The sequence below is a fragment of the Amycolatopsis sp. CFH S0740 genome, from assembly GCF_004522315.1.
Classification (GTDB): Bacteria; Actinomycetota; Actinomycetes; order Mycobacteriales; family Pseudonocardiaceae; genus Amycolatopsis; species Amycolatopsis nivea.
On the sequence record NZ_SDLS01000036.1, the window covers coordinates 76,415 to 92,348 of the forward strand.

The following is a 15,934-nucleotide window of genomic DNA, read 5'->3' on the forward strand; positions in this document are numbered from 1 at the left end:
TCGATGTACGCCATGCAGTACGAGATCGATTTGCCCGCTGGATACGACATCGAGCACCGCGTCGCGACCCGAGGCCACCGCACGGACGCCTTTCCGGGGTTGGGACTCAAGGCATATCTGGTGCACGACAACCAGTACGCGCCGTTCTACCTGTGGGCCGACACCGCCGGAATGAGCCGATTCCTTTGGGGCGGCGGCGGATTCGATGGCATAGTCCAAGACTTCGGCCGACCGCCAGTGCACCATTGGACCGGCGCTCGCTGTCTTCCCGGCCCAGCACGAGCGATCGCCCCGGAGTTCGCGACTAAACGCGTCGGGCAATTTTCGGAAGACATCGACCGCGAACTAGCCGAACTCGCGCAGCTGTCCCAAAACCCAGCCGTGCACACGACCGCACTGGCCATCGATCCGAAGCGCTGGGAAACCGTGCGCTTCACCCTCTGGACCACCATCCCGGACGAGGACAGCGACGTCCAGTACCGGGTGCTTCACCTGTCCCGCCCCGAAATCGACCAGCTGAGCTGAGAGGTCCCCATGCCGCTCGTCCGCATCGACGTGCTGTCCGAACCGAACGCCGACCGTCTCCCTGCCATCGGCGAAGCCGTGCACCAGGCGATGACCGAAACGATCGACGTCCCCGCCGACGACCGGTTCCAGATCCTGAACAGCCACGCCCCGGGCCGATTGCGTTACGACCCAGGCTATTTCGGCGTCCAGCGCGACGACGACATCGTGTACATCGCCATCACAATGCGCGCCGGCCGCACCAATGAACAGAAAACCGCGTTGTACCGGCGAGCGACCGAGCTTATCGCCCAGGCGACCGGGATCGAACCGCGGAACGTGTTCTTCAGCCTGACGGAAAACCACGAGGTGGACTGGTCGTTCGGCGAGGGTGTCGCGCAAATGCTTTCTTGACGCTTTCTTGCGCAAGGAACTGCCGTGACTCCTCATCGCGGAAACCGCTCCCCGGCAAGGCACCGCTGTGCCAAACTGCGGTTGGTCGCTTGCCGTTGAGGGGGTCCCCGTTGACCGAGGAACGTTACCAGCCCGATAGTCGCGCTAACCACCTCGAAGCTTGGAAGCTCACTCGGTCAGGATCCGCGTGGTTCCTCCAGTATCGCGGCGTCCCGGCGGTCACTGATCACGTTCTCGGTATTCTGCCCAGGGCGAAAGCCGTCGGCACCCTCAGCCACGACGCTCAGTGGCCTTACCGGATCCGCATGGATTTCAATCCGGACGGATCCTTGGCGGAGTTCCTGGATTTCTTGCAGGAAGTGCTCGTCATCCACATCAGGCAAAAAGGCTGTCTGGATGCCGCGATTGCACTGGACTTCTGCACGCGACCAGCCAAGAACGGGTCAGGCGACCTGGTTTACACGTCGACAGCGCAGTCGATCCGGCTGATCAAGCATTACGAATCCGCCGAGCAAGCCGAAGTGGACCGGGCCGGGCAGGAGCTGTGCCGTTCGCTGAGCGACGCGATAGTTCGCCACGAGTGGTTCAACGAAGCCACTCGGATTCTCGCCGTTCCCGGACATGCCCGAGACAAGCCGTCCGTCAGCGTCCTGCTCGGCACGCTGCTGTCGCGGGAACTCGGCATCGAACTGACCTCGGTCAGTTGCACAACCCCGCTGCGGAAACCCGGCAAACTCATGTCTCCGCGCGAGCGCGCCACCATGCTCCATGAGTTTCGAGTCGACGAAGACCTTGCCGGCGAGACAATTCTTGTCTTGGACGACGTCTACCACACCGGCTACACCATGGCGGGCGTCGCGAACGCGGCGCGAAGGGCCGGGGCCGGCACAGTGCTCGGACTCGCCGCCGCTAGGAATCTACGCCGCTAGCTCGCGTGTACGTCCGATTCCTGCCGGGACAAACGTCAGCCGGGAAGGGACAGGCACACTGCCCCTTCCCGGCTGTGTCTCGCTTTAACGACCGATCAACTGCAGCCGGACGTCGCCCCGCAGCCCTCGCAGGCGTAGCACGATCCCGCGGGCCGCATCTTCGTGCCGCAGGTCATGCAGAGCGGTGCGTCTGCGGCCTTGCCGAGGTGCAGTTCCATCAGCTCGGCGGTGCTGTGCGCGTCGCGTCCTGAAGTGTCCGTTGTGGACTCTTCAGTGCGGGCGGGCGACGCGTCGACACTGCTGCGCAGCGCGTCGATGTCGAGGCTCTGGCCGCCGTAGTTCGCCTCGACCTCGGCCGAGCGTTCGTCCGCGGTGAAAATGCCCAGCTGCGCGCGCTTTTCGTACGGCAGGTAGTCGAGCGCCAAGCGGCGGAACAGGTAGTCCATGACGCTCGTGGCGATCCGGATGTCCGGGTCGTCGGTCATGCCAGCCGGTTCGAAGCGCAGGTTCGAGAACTTCGAGACGTAGAACTCGAGCGGGATGCCGTGCTGCAGGCCGACCGAGATGGACATCGAGAAGGCGTCCATCACGCCGGACAGCGTGGAACCCTGCTTGCCGAGCTTCACGAAGATCTCGCCGAGGCCGTCGTCCGGGTACGAGCCCGCGTGCAGGTAGCCCTCGGCGCCGCCGACGGTGAACGACACCGTCTGGCTCGGGCGCTTCTTCGGCAGGCGGCGGCGCACCGGGCGGTATTCGACCACCTTCTCCGGCTCGGTCTCCGCCGCGGCTTCCTTCTTCTTCCCCGTCGACAGCGGCTGGCCGACCTTGCAGTTGTCGCGGTAGATCGCGAGCGCCTTGAGGCCGAGTTTCCAGCCCTGGAAGTAAATCTCCTCGACGTCCTCGACAGTCGCCGACTCCGGCATGTTGACCGTCTTCGAGATCGCGCCCGAGATGAACGGCTGCACCGCGGCCATCATCCGCACGTGGCCCATCGGCGCGATGGACCGGTCGCCGACCGCGCAGTCGAACACCTCGTAGTGCTCGGGACGCAGGCCCGGCGCGTCGACCACGTGGCCGTGCTGCGCGACGTACTCGACGATCGCCTCGACCTGCTCGGCCTGGTAGCCCAGCACCTGCAGCGCGCGCGGCACGGTCTGGTTCACGATCTGCATCGACCCGCCGCCGACGAGCTTCTTGAACTTCACCAGCGAGAAGTCCGGCTCGATGCCCGTGGTGTCGCAGTCCATCATGAAGCCGATGGTGCCGGTGGGCGCGAGCACCGAGGCCTGCGCGTTGCGCCAGCCGTTGCGGGTGCCCAGCTCGATGCCCTTCTGCCACTCCTCCGACGCCAGCGCGCGGACCGCAGCGTCGTTGCTGTGATAGGTGCGGACGAGTTCGTTGGCCGCGGCGTGCTTGCGCATGACGCGCTGGTGCGCTTCGGCGTTGCGCGCGTAGCCCTCGTACGGCCCGACGACGCCTGCCAGCTCGGCCGAACGACGGTAGGACACGCCGGTCATCAGGGACGTGATCGCGGCGGCGAGCGCACGGCCGCCCTCGGAGTCGTACGCGTGGCCCAGCGCCATCAGCAGCGCGCCGAGGTTGGCGTAGCCGATGCCGAGCTGGCGGAACTTGCGCGTGGTGTCGGCGATCGGCTCGGTCGGGAAGTCGGCGAAGCAGATCGAGATGTCCATCGCGGTGATGACGAACTCGACGGCCTTCGCGAACAGCGGCGCGTCGAACGTGCCCTCCTCGGACACGAACTTCAGCAGGTTGAGCGACGCGAGGTTGCAGCTCGAGTTGTCGAGGTGCATGTACTCGCTGCACGGGTTCGACGCGGTGATCCGGCCCGATTCGGGGCAGGTGTGCCAGTCGTTGATCGTGCTGTCGTACTGGACGCCCGGGTCGGCGCATTCCCACGCCGCCTGCGCCATGCTGCGGAACAGCTTCTTCGCGTCGGTGCGGTCGATGACCTCGCCGGTGAGCCGGGCGCGCAGGCCGAAGTCCGTGCCGTTCTCGACGGCGTGCATGAACTCGTCGGACACGCGGACCGAGTTGTTCGCGTTCTGGTACTGCACCGAGGAAATGTCGGAGCCGGAGAGGTCCATGTCGAACCCGGCGTCGCGGAGGACCTTGATCTTTTCCTCTTCGCGCGCCTTGGTCTGGATGAATTCCTCGATGTCCGGGTGGTCGACGTCGAGCACGACCATCTTCGCCGCGCGCCGGGTCGCCCCGCCGGACTTGATGGTGCCCGCGGACGCGTCGGCGCCGCGCATGAACGAGACCGGACCGGACGCGGTGCCGCCGGAGGTGAGCAGTTCCTTAGAGGACCGGATGCGCGAGAGGTTGAGGCCCGCGCCGGAACCGCCCTTGAAGATCAGGCCTTCCTCGCGGTACCAGTTGAGGATCGACTCCATCGTGTCGTCGACGGCGAGGATGAAGCAGGCGGACACCTGCTGCTTCGAGGACGTGCCGACGTTGAACCACACCGGGGAGTTGAAGCTGAAGACCTGGTGCAGCAGCATCCAGGTGAGCTCGTGCTCGAAGATCTCGAGGTCGGACGGGCCGGCGAAGTAGTCGTGCTCGGCGGCGGCCTTCACGTAGGTGCGCACCACGCGGTCGATGAGCTGCTTGAGGCTGCTCTCGCGCTGCGGGCTGCCGACCGCGCCGCGGAAGTACTTGCTGGTGACGATGTTGGTCGCGTTGACCGACCAGAACTCGGGGAATTCGACCCCGCGCTGCTCGAAGTTGACGCTGCCGTCGCGCCAGTTGGTCATGACGACGTCGCGGGTCTCCCACGCGACCTCGTCGTAGGGGTGGGTCCCCTCGGTGGTGAAGACCCGCCGGACGGTGAGGCCCTTGTTCGGCTTCTTGTTCTGTCCGGCCGCGGCGCCGGTTCCCACGGTTTCGGTCATGCGGTCCTGTCCCTCGCTCCCCGCGACCCGGTGACGGCTCAGTCGTCGCCGGCGCGCTCGCCTTCCTGGTCCTCCGCAGTTCCCGCCATGGCTTTCCGCAGGTCGGAGATCTCCTTCTCGAAGTCCTCGACCGAGGAGAAGGAGCGGTAGACGCTGGCGAACCGGAGATACGCGACGCCGTCCAGTTCCCGCAGCGGGCCGAGGATGGCGAGGCCGACCTCGTGGCTGGGGATCTCGGCGAGCCCGGCGGACCGGATCGACTCCTCCACGCGCTGCGCGAGCTTCTGCAGCGCGTCGTCGTCGACCGGGCGGCCCTGGCAGGCCCGCCGCACTCCGTTGACCACCTTGTCCCGGCTGAACTGCTCGGTGGCGCCGGACCGTTTGACCACGGCCAGCACCATCGTCTCCGACGTGGTGAAACGTCGTCCGCACTCGGCGCACGAACGCCGCCGCCGGATCGCCTGTCCCTCGTCCACCTCTCGGGAGTCGACGACCCGAGAGTCCGCATGCCGGCAGAACGGGCACCTCATCCGCCGATCACCTTCCCCTCCGCGCCGGTCGATTCCTGTCCCGACCGGCCCCTGCCGCCACGCTACGGCCTGGACCGCGGTCACCGCGCGCGACCCCGCGCCTGGTGATCGACTTGTGGACATCCGGTGGGCAACTGCCGACCAGCTGTGGACAACTGCCGCCAGTCTACCCCTACCTGTGGACCAACTACAGCGGTGTAACTACTAGATATAGGGGTAGACCATAGATCGCCTCCGGGGCGGGCGCAAGAAACCCGAGAGGGTGAAAGAGCGGTTGCGCAAGATGCGACCGGGTGGTTTCCGAGAGTCATGACCCGGACGCGCCCCCTGTTTCTCCGCCCGAACCGGCCCCGGACCAGGCGACCGGCACGGTGAGCGGCATGCCGGGCAGCAGCGCGGTGTCGTCGAGGTTGTTGAGCTCCTTGATCCGTTCGACGACCGCGCTCTGGTCGGCGTTCGGCGCGAACCGGGCGGCGAGCGCCCCGAGCGAATCGCCGGGCTGCACGGAAACGGACGCGGTCCGCGACGGCACCGGACCGCTGGACACGCCGGCGCCGAACACGCCGAGCCCGGTGACGATGAGGCAAGCCGCGAAGGCGATCGCGAACAGCCACGGCCACCGCACCGACGGCCGGGCCTCGGTACGGCAGGCCACGCCACCGCGCCGCCCGGCGACGACCCGCTCCCGAGACGGCGGCCGCAACGGCTCGCCATGCCGCTCGCGCGCGGTGCGCCCGGGGTTGGCCGGGACGGCGGCGGGGATGTGCCGGACTGTGCGACGGGCCTCGCGAGGAAGGGGCTCTTCGGTTTCGACGGCGGAGGGGGCGGAGGTCTGGAATCCGGCTCGTTCGGCGGACCGCACCGCCGCGCGGCCGCGCGGCGCACGCTCTTCAGTTCCGACGGTGGAGGGAGCCGAGGTCTGGAACCCGGCCCGCTCGGCGGAGCGCACCGCAGCACGGCCGCGCGCCGCACGGGTCGGGTGTGCTTCGGTTCCGACAGCAGACGGGGTCCGGAACCCAGCTTGCTCAACAGGCCGCGCCGCACGCTCTTCAGCTTCGGCACCAAAGCGGGCGGAGGCCCGGAACCCGGCTCGCTCGCCAGAGCGCACCGCAGCGCGGCCGCCGACCGCACCGGTCGGGCGCTCTTCAGCTTCGGCAGCAAAACGGGCGGAGGTCTGGAACCCGGCTCGCTCGACGGATCGAACGGCGGCGGCAGAGCGCAGCCCGGCGTCATCGCTCGGCGCCGAACGTTGGAGATCGGCTCGCTCGCCGCCTCCGAGTCCGGCTTCCTCCGCTGCCAGCCAGGCACGCCGCCGCCCGGCTGCGCCGCGTGCGCCTTCCCGAGGCTCGCCCGCACCGCGTCCACGCCGTGCGTCACCCCGGACGGACTCGCCGCGCGCAGCCTCGCCGGGCCGATCCGCGCCAGGGCCGCGCCGGGCGCCGGTCCGGTCGCGAAGGTCGACCACCTCGGCGGAACCGGCCGCGGGGCCCGGAACCCCGCCGGATTCGGCTTCGGAGCCCGAAGGAACACCATCCTTTCGGGTGGCGTCTATCCGCTCCGCGCGTCGCCGCGAACGGCGCGTCGGGCCGCCCCGCCCGGGTTCCCTCCGGGCGGGGACCGCCCCGTCCGACGCGGCGCCGCCCTCGACAGGGCGGACGGCAGGGACGGGCCGAAGCGGGCGGACCAGCCCGCGATCTGCCAGGATCGACATTCCGGAACCTCCTCGTGACCTGCGAATCCGTCCGGTCCGGGCCGTACACCTGCGCCGCAGCGGTCCAGATCGAACAGGCGTTCTATCGAACGTCCGTGCGAAGGTCTACCACCCCGCACCGACAAAATCGAGAGGACACGGCGTGTCGATCGAACAGATGTTTGAAATCGTCGCGCGCGGTGGCTAACGTCGGTGACCAGGACATCTGCCGGACCGGCTCCGGCGGGTGCCGCCGGACGGGCGTTCGCGGAAAACGCGGATCCCGGACCGGCGCACGCGGACACGCGCGGGACGCCGACACGGCGACCGCGGGACGGCTGGAGGCGACGCAGCGTTGGAGAAGGACACGGTGAAGGGCACCGCGGCGAAGGGGGCCAAGACGGCCTCGCGAGGCAAGGCGTCCGCACAATCCGCGCGCGAGTCCGGCCACGAGAGCACGGGGAAGGTGAGCGCCATGCCGGAGGTGTACGACGTGGACGAGACGCTGACCGTCCGCCAGCAACAAGTGCTCGACGTCATCCGCACGTGGGTGAGCCGCTTCGGCTACCCGCCGAGCGTGCGCGAGATCGGCGAGGCGGTGGGGCTCACGTCCACGTCGTCGGTGTCACATCAGCTGCGCGCGCTGCAGCGCAAGGGCTACCTGCGCCGCGACGCGAACCGGCCGCGCGCGGTGGGCGTGCTCGCGTCCACCGACGACAACCCGATGGGCATCGACATCGACCAGCAGCCGTCCGTGCCGAAGGCGGCGTACGTGCCGCTGGTCGGCCGGATCGCGGCAGGCGGTCCGGTGCTCGCCGAGCAGGCCGTCGAGGACGTTTTCCCGCTGCCGCGCGAAATCGTCGGCGAGGGCGAACTGTTCCTGCTGAGCGTCACCGGCGATTCGATGGTCGACGCCGCCATCACCGACGGCGACTGGGTCGTCGTCCGGCAGCAGCCCGCCGCGGAGAACGGGGACATCGTCGCCGCGATGATCGACGGCGAGGCCACGGTGAAGACGTTCAAGCGCAAGGACGGACACGTGTGGCTGATGCCGCACAACGAGGCGTACGAGCCCATTCCCGGTGACGACGCTTCGATCCTGGGCAAGGTCGTGGCAGTACTGCGGCGGCTCTGAGCTGTGGCGCGCTCCCCCTCCCCCGAGGCCCGGGGTGAGGGGAGCGCCGCTGGGGTTGGGGCTCGCCGCCGACGGTCGTGAGGCTGCGCGAGGCCGGAAGCAGCGCTACGGCAGGAACGGCGGCAGCTCTGGCGCGGTTCGTGCGAAGCGGTGGCACGGCGGGAGTGGTGGCGCAGCAGCGGGCGGTACGCAGGAGCAGTGCGCATGCGCGGTGTTCCGGTTCGGTGTTGCGGCAGGAACTGCGGCGCGCAAAAGCGGTACGGCGAGCGCGGTGGCGCGCAAGAGCGGTGCGGCGAGAGCGGTGCCGCGGCAGGAGCCTGCTGTCAGGAACGGTGCTGCGGCGGGAGTGGCAGCGCGGGGGCGCGCGTGAGGAACGGTGCCGCGCGGGGGTAGCACCTCTGGAACGGCGGCGCGCGCAAGAGCTGCATGTCAGGAACCGCGCCACGGCAAAAACGGCGTGTCAGGGACGGGTGTCACGGCGGGAACGGCGCGCAAGAACGCGCAGCGAGTCGTGGCGAGTGCGGCGACGAGTCAGGCACGGCGGCGTTTCCTGGCCAGCAAAAACCAAGCACCGAGAACAACCACCGCGGCAATGGCAGCAGCGGGAACGACCGGAAACCCGCCGGACTCCTGCTCGGCTGGCTGAGGAGTAGCAACACCACCGGGCTTAGGCGCAGGTGCTTGCGGCGTGACCAAAGAAGTCGCGTTCTTGATCGCCCGCACCGGTTCGCCGACGCCTTCGCTCGCGGACAACAACGTGCCGTCCGGCTCGAAAGCAATAGCCTCGCCCTGCTTTTCATTCGGCAGCGGAATCCGGACCGGCTCTCGTTGCAGAGCCGCCGCGACATCTCCGTCCGGGGCCGCGTACAAGTACGCGTCCGTGTAGGTCCGCAGTGCGATGACTTTCCCGTCCGCGCTCGTCGCGCCTCCAGTGATCAGCGCCGACCCGAACGAGCCCACTGGGCCGCCTGGGGTGTCGGTGCTGTGGACGCGCAGGGTGCCGACCTGCTCCAGCTTCGTCGGGCCGGGAGTCGCCAGCGGGGCTGACGGCCGATACACCTTCGAGGTGCCCAGCAGATCCTTGGTCACCAGGAACGGCGTGCCGGACTGGTCTAGAACCAGGGTCTCCGTGTCGTGCGGGCCGTCCGGGTAGGTCAGGCGATGCACGACGGCCGGGCCGCCAGTGGGTTTCAGTTCCAGCAGGGCGATCGTTTCGCGTTTAGCGCGGTTGTCGCCGGTGTCCGAAAGCCACAGGGTGCCGTCTTTGCCGCGGGCCAGGTCCTCGACGTCGTACGGGTCCGTCGAGTCGGTCAGGACGTCCGTCACCTGGCATTTCCGGTCCAGGACGAAGACCTGCACCTTGGTGCCGCCGTCGTTGATCGCGTACCAATGCTCGCCGTCGGAGGCCAGGCCGGACAGCTCGTTGAGGCGCTTGTCCTTGCCCTGGCACAGCGTCTCCGGAGCGGGAGCAGCCGCAGCGGGGACAGCTCCCGCGAGCATCAGGACAGCCGTCAGTGCCAGGACGACCCGCACCAGTTCACCTCCGTAGTGCACGGCCCGCTCGGGCCGTGCACTACGGAAGACGTTCAGAGCGCCGAGGCGTTGGTCTCGAACGCCCGCAGAGCCGCGGCGAGGTCTGGCCGGACTCGCACCTTCAGGCGCGTGCCGTCGGCGACGTGCTCTTCCTCCAGCACCTCGCCCTCCGCGTGCGCCCGGGACACGAGCTCGCCCCGCGCATACGGGACCAGCACGTCGATCACCGTTTCCGCGCGCGGCAGCCGTTCGGCCAGCACCTCGGCCAGATCGGCCACGCCCGAGCCGGTGCGCGCGGAGATCTGCACCGAACCGGGCAGCGCGTGGCGCAGCCGGGCCAGGGTGACGTCGTCGGCCGCGTCGGCCTTGTTGATCACCAGCAGCTCCGGCGGGAGCGGCTCCTTGCGGCTGCGGGTGATCTCGGCGAGCACCTCGCGCACCGCGTTGACCTGGTCCTCCGGGCCCGCGTCGGAACCGTCCACGACGTGCACGAGCAGGTCGGCGTCGGCCGCCTCCTCCAGCGTCGAGCGGAACGCGTCCACCAGCTGGTGCGGCAGGTGCCGCACGAACCCGACGGTGTCGGTGAGGGTGAAGGTGCGCCCGTCGGCCGTCTGCGCCCGGCGCGTGGTCGGGTCGAGGGTGGCGAACAGCGCGTCCTCCACCAGCACCCCGGCCCCGGTCAGGGCGTTGAGCAGGCTCGACTTGCCGGCGTTGGTGTAGCCGACGATCGCCACGCTCGGCACCTCGTTGGCCACGCGCTTGCCGCGCTTGGTCTCGCGGATGGTGTCCATCGCGGCGATCTCCCGGCGCAGCTTCGCGACACGCTTGCTGATCCGCCGCCGGTCCGTCTCCAGCTTCGTTTCACCAGGTCCGCGCAGGCCCACGCCGCCGTTCGCGCCGCCCGCGCGGCCGCCCGCCTGCCGGGACAACGCCGAACCCCACCCGCGCAGCCGCGGGACGAGGTACTGCAGCTGGGCCAGCTCGACCTGCGCCTTGCCCTCCTTGGACCGGGCGTGCTGGGCGAAGATGTCGAGGATCAGGGCGGTCCGGTCGATCACCTTGACCTTCACCTTCTCCTCCAGCTGGCGCAGCTGGCCGGGCGAAAGCTCGCCGTCGCAGATCACCGTGTCGGCGCCGGTCGCCACGACCACGTCGCGCAGCTCGCGGACCTTGCCGGACCCGACGTACGTCGCCGGATCGGGCTTCTGCCGCCGCTGGACGAGGCCTTCGAGCACCTCCGAGCCCGCCGTCTCGGCCAGTCGCGCCAGTTCGGCCAGCGACGCCTCGGACTGCTGGGCGGTGCCTTCAGTCCACACGCCGACCAGCACAACGCGCTCCAGCCGAAGCTGCCGGTACTCGACCTCGGTGATGTCCTCGAGCTCGGTGGACAGGCCCGCGACCCGGCGCAGCGACGCGCGGTCCTCGAGCTCCATCTCCCCGACCGAGGGGTCGTAGGGGTCGTTGTCGTCGTAAAAGTCTTCGTGTGTCTGTTCTGTCATCGTGCCTCCATGGTCCCACGTTTCGGCGCGGGAACCGAACGGATTACCTGCTGGGATAAACCGAGACGTACACGGCCGTGCGTTCCGAGGCCGGATCGCGGGGCCTCGCCTTGAATTCTTCGAGCAGCCCCTCGAGCCGCCGCTTGAACTCCGCGACGTCCCCGGCGCCCACCTGGACCACGAGCCGGGTCGTCTCCGTCTCCGCCAGGTCGGCCTCCGCCATTTCGGCCAGATAGGCCTCGAGCATGGCCTGGTTGACCGCGACCGCTTCGGCTTCGGCGTTGTCCAGCTGCCACGAAAGCCCGGTTGACAGGTACGGGATCTCCTTCGCCCCGCGCGCACCGCGCCGAGGTTCCTGTGCCACGAGAAAACCGGTGTCGACCAGGCGCCGCACGTGGTGCAGCGTCGTCGCCGGGTCGCGGCCGAGCCGGGCTGCCAGCTCCTTGTTCGTCATCGCCTCGAAAGAGGTCAACCGGATGATGCGCAGCCGTATTCCGGACGCGAGCGCGGCGGCCTCGGCTTCGGTGGAGGGACGTCGGTGCAACGGCATCCCCGCAGCCTAGACAAAGTGATTGACACTTTCCAATCACTCGGCAACACTCGATCGGGTGCGTCGCGACTCACTCTTCTTCCACGCCGATTTCCGCAGGCTGTGGGCCGGGGACACGGCGAGCCAGCTGGGGATGTTCGTCGGCGTCACGGCCATTCCGCTGCTCGCCGCCGTCACGCTGGCCGCCACGCCGTTCGAGATGGGCCTGCTGACCATGGCCGAGACGCTCGGCTTCCTGGTCCTCGGCCTTCCCGCGGGCGTGTGGGTGGACCGGATGCGCAAACGGCCGCTCATGCTCGCCGCCGACCTGGTCCGCGGGGTGCTGCTGCTCAGCGTCCCGTTCGCCTGGTGGGCCGGCGTGCTCACGATGGCGCAGGTCCTGGTGGTCGTGCTCTTCGTCGGGTTCGCGACGGTCTTCTTCGACGTCTCCTACCAGGCGTATCTGCCCGCGCTGGTCGGCCGCGAGAAGCTGCTGGAGGGCAACGCGAAGCTGCAGGGCGTGCAGTCGTCGGCGCAGATCGCCGGGCCGAGCCTCGCCGGCGTGCTCGTGCAGTTCATCGGCGCGGCCAGCACGGTCCTGGTCACCGGGCTCGGCTACCTCACGTCCGCGCTGTGCCTGTGGCGCATCCGCACCGTCGAAACCCTCCCGGAACGCACCGAGCACGACCGTCTGGTGCCGCAGATGCTCGAAGGCTTGCGGTTCGTCGTCGCCGACCGGCCGCTGCGCGCGATCGTCGCCTGCACCGCCACGTCGAACTTCTTCGGCGGAGTGGTCCAAGCCGTCCAGGTGCTGTTCCTGACGCGCACGGCCGGGCTGAAACCCGCCGAGGTCGGCGGCCTGCTCGCGGTGAGCGGCATCGGGGGCATCGCGGCCGCGCTCTGCGCCGGGCCGATCATCCGGAAGATCGGGCAGGCCCGGTCGATCTGGCTGGTCCCGGTGCTGTTCTGGCCGGGCGAGATCCTGGTCCTGGCGGCCGCGCCGGACTGGCGGATCGCGCTCGCCGGGCTCGGGATGGCCGCGTTCGGGTTCGGCGTGATCCTCTACAACATCGCGCAGGTCTCCTACCGCCAGGCGATCACGCCGGACCGGCTGCTGGGCCGGATGAACGCGAGCGTCCGGTTCGTCGTCTGGGGAGCCCTGCCGCTCGGCGGGCTGCTCGGCGGCGGGCTCGGCGAATGGCTCGGGCTCGCCGGCGCGCTGTGGATCGGCACCGCCGGGCCGATCGCGGGCGCGCTGTGGGTGATCTGCTCGCCGCTGCGGCGCATGCGGGACCTGCCGACGGGCGGGGAAATCGCTGTACCCGCCCCGTAAAGTGCGGGCATGGACGAGAAGATCCCGCACAAAGCCGGCGTCGACGGCCTGACCGCCAAATGGGTACCGGTGTGGGAACGCGAAGGCGTATACCGGTTCGACCGGACGCGCCCGGACGTCTACTCGATCGACACGCCGCCGCTGACCGCGAGCGGCTCGCTGCACATCGGGCACGTCTTCTCCTACACGCACACCGACGTTCTCGCGCGCTACCAACGGATGCGCGGCCGTTCGGTCTTCTACCCGGTCGGCTGGGACGACAACGGCCTGCCCACCGAACGCCGCGTGCAGAACCATTTCGGCGTGCGCTGCGAGCCGTCGCTGCCCTACGACCCGGCTTTCACCCCGCCGGAGAAGCCCGGCAAGAACGCGATTCCGGTGTCCCGGCGCAATTTCGTGGAACTGTGCCGCCAGCTGACCGAAACCGACGAGAAGGTGTTCGAGGAGGTCTGGCGGAGCATCGGGCTTTCGGTCGACTGGACGCTGGCGTACCAGACGATCGACCCGGCGACCACGGAAATCTCGCAGCGCGCGTTCCTGCGCAACCTCGCGCGCGGCGAGGCGTACCAATCCGAAGCCCCGACGCTGTGGGATGTCACCTTCCGCACCGCTGTTGCCCAGGCTGAACTGGAAGACCGCGAGCGTCCGGGCGCGTATCACGACCTCGTGTTCACCGCGGAAGACGGCGCGGAAGTGCTCATCTCCACCACGCGCCCCGAATTGCTGCCCGCGTGCGTCGCGCTCGTCGCGCATCCGGATGACGAGCGGTACCAAGGCCTTTTCGGGAAGACCGTGCGCACGCCGGTGTTCGGCGTCGAGGTGCCGGTGCACGCGCATCACCTCGCGGATCCGGAAAAGGGCACCGGCATCGCGATGGTCTGCACCTTCGGCGACACCACCGACGTCACCTGGTGGCGTGCGCTGCAGCTCGAAACGCGTCCGGTGCTGGGCCGCGACGGTCGATTCCGCTCCGAACCGCCGCATGGCGTCCCGGCCGACAAATACGAACCGCTGGCGGGCAAGACTGTCCACACTGGACGCCAGATTCTGGTGGACCTCCTGCGCGAGACGGACGCGCTGCGCGGCGAGCCGAGGCCGATCACGCATCCGGTGAAGTTCTACGAAAAGGGCGACAAGCCACTGGAAATCGTCACGAGCCGCCAGTGGTACCTGCGCAACGGCGGCCGTGACGACGCGCTGCGCGCGAAACTGCTGGAGCGCGGCGAGGAGCTGAACTGGGTCCCGCCGCACATGCAGGTCCGCTACCGCAGCTGGGTCGAAGGCCTGACCAGCGACTGGCTGGTGAGCCGCCAGCGGTTCTTCGGAGTGCCGATCCCGGTCTGGTACCCGCTGGACGCCGACGGCGAGCCGGACCACGACGCGGTGCTGACGCCCGACGACGCGAATCTTCCGGTGGACCCGAGCACCGATGTCCCGCCGGGCTACACCGAGGACCAGCGCGGCGTCCCGGGCGGCTTCATCGCCGAGGCGGACGTGATGGACACCTGGGCGACGTCGTCGCTGACGCCGCAGATCGCCGGCCGCTGGAGTCTCGACGACGACCTGTTCCGCCGTGTGTTCCCGTTCTCGCTGCGGCCGCAGGCGCACGAGATCATCCGCACCTGGCTGTTCTCCACCGCGGTCCGCGCCGAGCTGGAAGAAGGCGTGCTGCCGTGGCGGGACGCGGTGATCTCCGGCTGGGTGCTCGATCCGGACCGCAAGAAGATGTCGAAGTCCGTCGGCAACGTCGTCACGCCGGCGGATCTGCTGGAGCGGCACGGTTCCGACGCGGTGCGCTACTGGGCGGCGAGCGCGCGGCCGGGCGTCGACACGGCGGTCGACGAGGGCCAGATGAAGGTCGGGCGACGGCTGGCGACGAAGCTGTTGAACGTGAGCCGGTTCGTGCTCGGGCTCGGGATCCCCAAGCCGGAGTCAGCCGTCACGGAGCCGCTGGATCAGTCTGTGCTCGCCACGCTGGCGAAGGTGGTCGAGGAAGCGACGGCCGCGTTCGAGGCGCTCGACCAGGCGCGTGCACTGCAGGTGACCGAGACGTTCTTCTGGACGTTCTGCGACGACTACGTGGAGCTGGTGAAGGGCCGGGCGTACGGCGATCTCGGCGCCGAGGCGGCCGAATCGGCGCAGGTGGCGCTGCGGACGGTGCTGTCGGCGTTGGTGCGCATGTTCGCGCCGGTGCTGCCGTTCGCCGCCGAGGAGATCTGGTCGTGGTGGCAGGAAGGTTCCGTGCACCAGGCGGCGTGGCCGTCGGTGCCGGTGGTCGACGGTGACCCGTCGCTGCTGACGCTGGCGGGCGAGGTGATCGCGGCGGTGCGTCGGGCGAAGTCGGACGCGAAGGTGTCGATGCGCTCGCCGGTCGAGACGCTGACCGTGGGCGGCCCGGCGGAGACGCTGGCCCGGTTCGCCGAGGTGGCCGCGGACGTCCGGCTCGCCGGGGCGATCGGCGAGATCACCACGCGCGACGGCGACTTTTCGCTCGATGCCAAGATCGTGACCCCGTAGGGTGGTTTCCGTGGATTCCTACGTGCTCGTCGTCGCCGATGTGTCCAGCAGCCCCGAGAACTCCGAGGAGTTCGGCCGGGCGCTGCACGAGTTCGCGGCCGCGTGCCGCGAAGAACCGGGCTGCCTGTCGTACGAAGTGTTCCGCTCCGACGAAACGCCGGGGCGGTACGTGAGCATCGAGAAGTACGCCGACGACGCGGCGTTCAAGGCGCATCGCGAGTCGGACCACTTCCGGGAGATCGGCTTGGGCCGCGTGCTGCCGCTGACGGTCGACCGCGATGTGCGGATGTACGACCGGCCACGGGAAATCCCGCCGGCGAACTGACTCTGCCGCGGCTGGCCTTGAGCGGCGAGCCGGGTTACGACCCCGGTGTCCTGTCTCAGGACCTCACGGACAGGTGTGTCTCAG

Annotated in this window: 14 protein-coding genes; 8 read left to right on the top strand and 6 right to left on the bottom strand. The window is 69.1% G+C overall.

All coding sequences use genetic code 11. The features are described 5' to 3' along the window. Nucleotides 1-3: 3 nt before the first annotated feature. The 3 genes from EIZ45_RS39435 to EIZ45_RS39445 all read left to right on the top strand — a co-directional run bounded on the left by EIZ45_RS39435 (nt 4) and on the right by EIZ45_RS39445 (nt 1,847). Nucleotides 4-525 carry a DUF4865 family protein gene (locus EIZ45_RS39435; RefSeq protein WP_134668627.1) on the top strand — a complete coding sequence of 174 codons (522 nt, stop codon included), beginning with the start codon at nt 4-6 and terminating at the stop codon, nt 523-525. A 9-nt stretch (nt 526-534) separates the two neighbouring features. Continuing rightward, nucleotides 535-918, top strand: a complete 384-nt coding sequence (locus EIZ45_RS39440; RefSeq protein WP_134668629.1) for a tautomerase family protein — start codon at nt 535-537, stop codon at nt 916-918. 110 nt (nt 919-1,028) lie between these two features. Beyond that, nucleotides 1,029-1,847, top strand: coding sequence for a phosphoribosyltransferase (locus tag EIZ45_RS39445; RefSeq protein ID WP_134668631.1), 819 nt, complete (start codon nt 1,029-1,031; stop codon nt 1,845-1,847). Between the two features lie 95 nt (nt 1,848-1,942). Here the strand turns inward: EIZ45_RS39445 and EIZ45_RS39450 are convergent, their stop codons facing one another. The 3 genes from EIZ45_RS39450 to EIZ45_RS47130 all read right to left on the bottom strand — a co-directional run bounded on the left by EIZ45_RS39450 (nt 1,943) and on the right by EIZ45_RS47130 (nt 6,238). Continuing rightward, a complete protein-coding gene (locus EIZ45_RS39450; RefSeq protein ID WP_037809785.1) occupies nt 1,943-4,759 on the bottom strand; it encodes a vitamin B12-dependent ribonucleotide reductase in 2,817 nt (938 codons plus the stop codon). Nucleotides 4,760-4,797: 38 nt separating this feature from the next. Continuing rightward, complete coding sequence (gene nrdR / locus EIZ45_RS39455; RefSeq protein WP_037809784.1) at nt 4,798-5,289, bottom strand: transcriptional regulator NrdR; 492 nt, start codon at nt 5,287-5,289, stop codon at nt 4,798-4,800. Nucleotides 5,290-5,596: 307 nt separating this feature from the next. Then, nucleotides 5,597-6,238: a LysM peptidoglycan-binding domain-containing protein gene (locus tag EIZ45_RS47130; RefSeq protein ID WP_240690903.1), complete on the bottom strand. Its 642-nt coding sequence runs from the start codon at nt 6,236-6,238 to the stop codon at nt 5,597-5,599. A 72-nt stretch (nt 6,239-6,310) separates the two neighbouring features. Here EIZ45_RS47130 and EIZ45_RS47135 point away from each other — a divergent pair, with 72 nt between their 5' ends. Both EIZ45_RS47135 and lexA read left to right on the top strand, forming a co-directional pair. After that, complete coding sequence (locus EIZ45_RS47135) at nt 6,311-7,018, top strand: hypothetical protein (RefSeq protein ID WP_134668633.1); 708 nt, start codon at nt 6,311-6,313, stop codon at nt 7,016-7,018. A 436-nt stretch (nt 7,019-7,454) separates the two neighbouring features. Then, a complete protein-coding gene (lexA, locus tag EIZ45_RS39470) occupies nt 7,455-8,114 on the top strand; it encodes a transcriptional repressor LexA (RefSeq protein ID WP_167754212.1) in 660 nt (219 codons plus the stop codon). Between the two features lie 531 nt (nt 8,115-8,645). On the opposite strand, the gene EIZ45_RS39475 is transcribed toward lexA, so the two are convergent. Genes EIZ45_RS39475 through EIZ45_RS39485 form a run of 3 tightly spaced genes read right to left on the bottom strand, consistent with a single transcriptional unit; the run spans nt 8,646 to nt 11,696 of the window. Beyond that, complete coding sequence (locus EIZ45_RS39475; protein WP_167756684.1) at nt 8,646-9,647, bottom strand: esterase-like activity of phytase family protein; 1,002 nt, start codon at nt 9,645-9,647, stop codon at nt 8,646-8,648. Nucleotides 9,648-9,700: 53 nt separating this feature from the next. Beyond that, entirely contained in the window at nt 9,701-11,146 is a 1,446-nt protein-coding gene (hflX, locus tag EIZ45_RS39480; protein ID WP_043829042.1) for a GTPase HflX, read from the bottom strand. A 43-nt stretch (nt 11,147-11,189) separates the two neighbouring features. After that, nucleotides 11,190-11,696, bottom strand: a complete 507-nt coding sequence (locus EIZ45_RS39485; protein ID WP_134668635.1) for a transcriptional regulator — start codon at nt 11,694-11,696, stop codon at nt 11,190-11,192. Nucleotides 11,697-11,754: 58 nt separating this feature from the next. Here EIZ45_RS39485 and EIZ45_RS39490 point away from each other — a divergent pair, with 58 nt between their 5' ends. The 3 genes from EIZ45_RS39490 to EIZ45_RS39500 are packed head-to-tail and all read left to right on the top strand — an operon-like array spanning nt 11,755 to nt 15,850. Then, nucleotides 11,755-13,008 carry an MFS transporter gene (locus tag EIZ45_RS39490; protein WP_134668637.1) on the top strand — a complete coding sequence of 418 codons (1,254 nt, stop codon included), beginning with the start codon at nt 11,755-11,757 and terminating at the stop codon, nt 13,006-13,008. 9 nt (nt 13,009-13,017) lie between these two features. After that, nucleotides 13,018-15,525, top strand: a complete 2,508-nt coding sequence (valS, locus tag EIZ45_RS39495; protein ID WP_134668640.1) for a valine--tRNA ligase — start codon at nt 13,018-13,020, stop codon at nt 15,523-15,525. A 10-nt stretch (nt 15,526-15,535) separates the two neighbouring features. After that, a complete protein-coding gene (locus EIZ45_RS39500; protein ID WP_043829343.1) occupies nt 15,536-15,850 on the top strand; it encodes a putative quinol monooxygenase in 315 nt (104 codons plus the stop codon). Nucleotides 15,851-15,934: the final 84 nt, after the last annotated feature.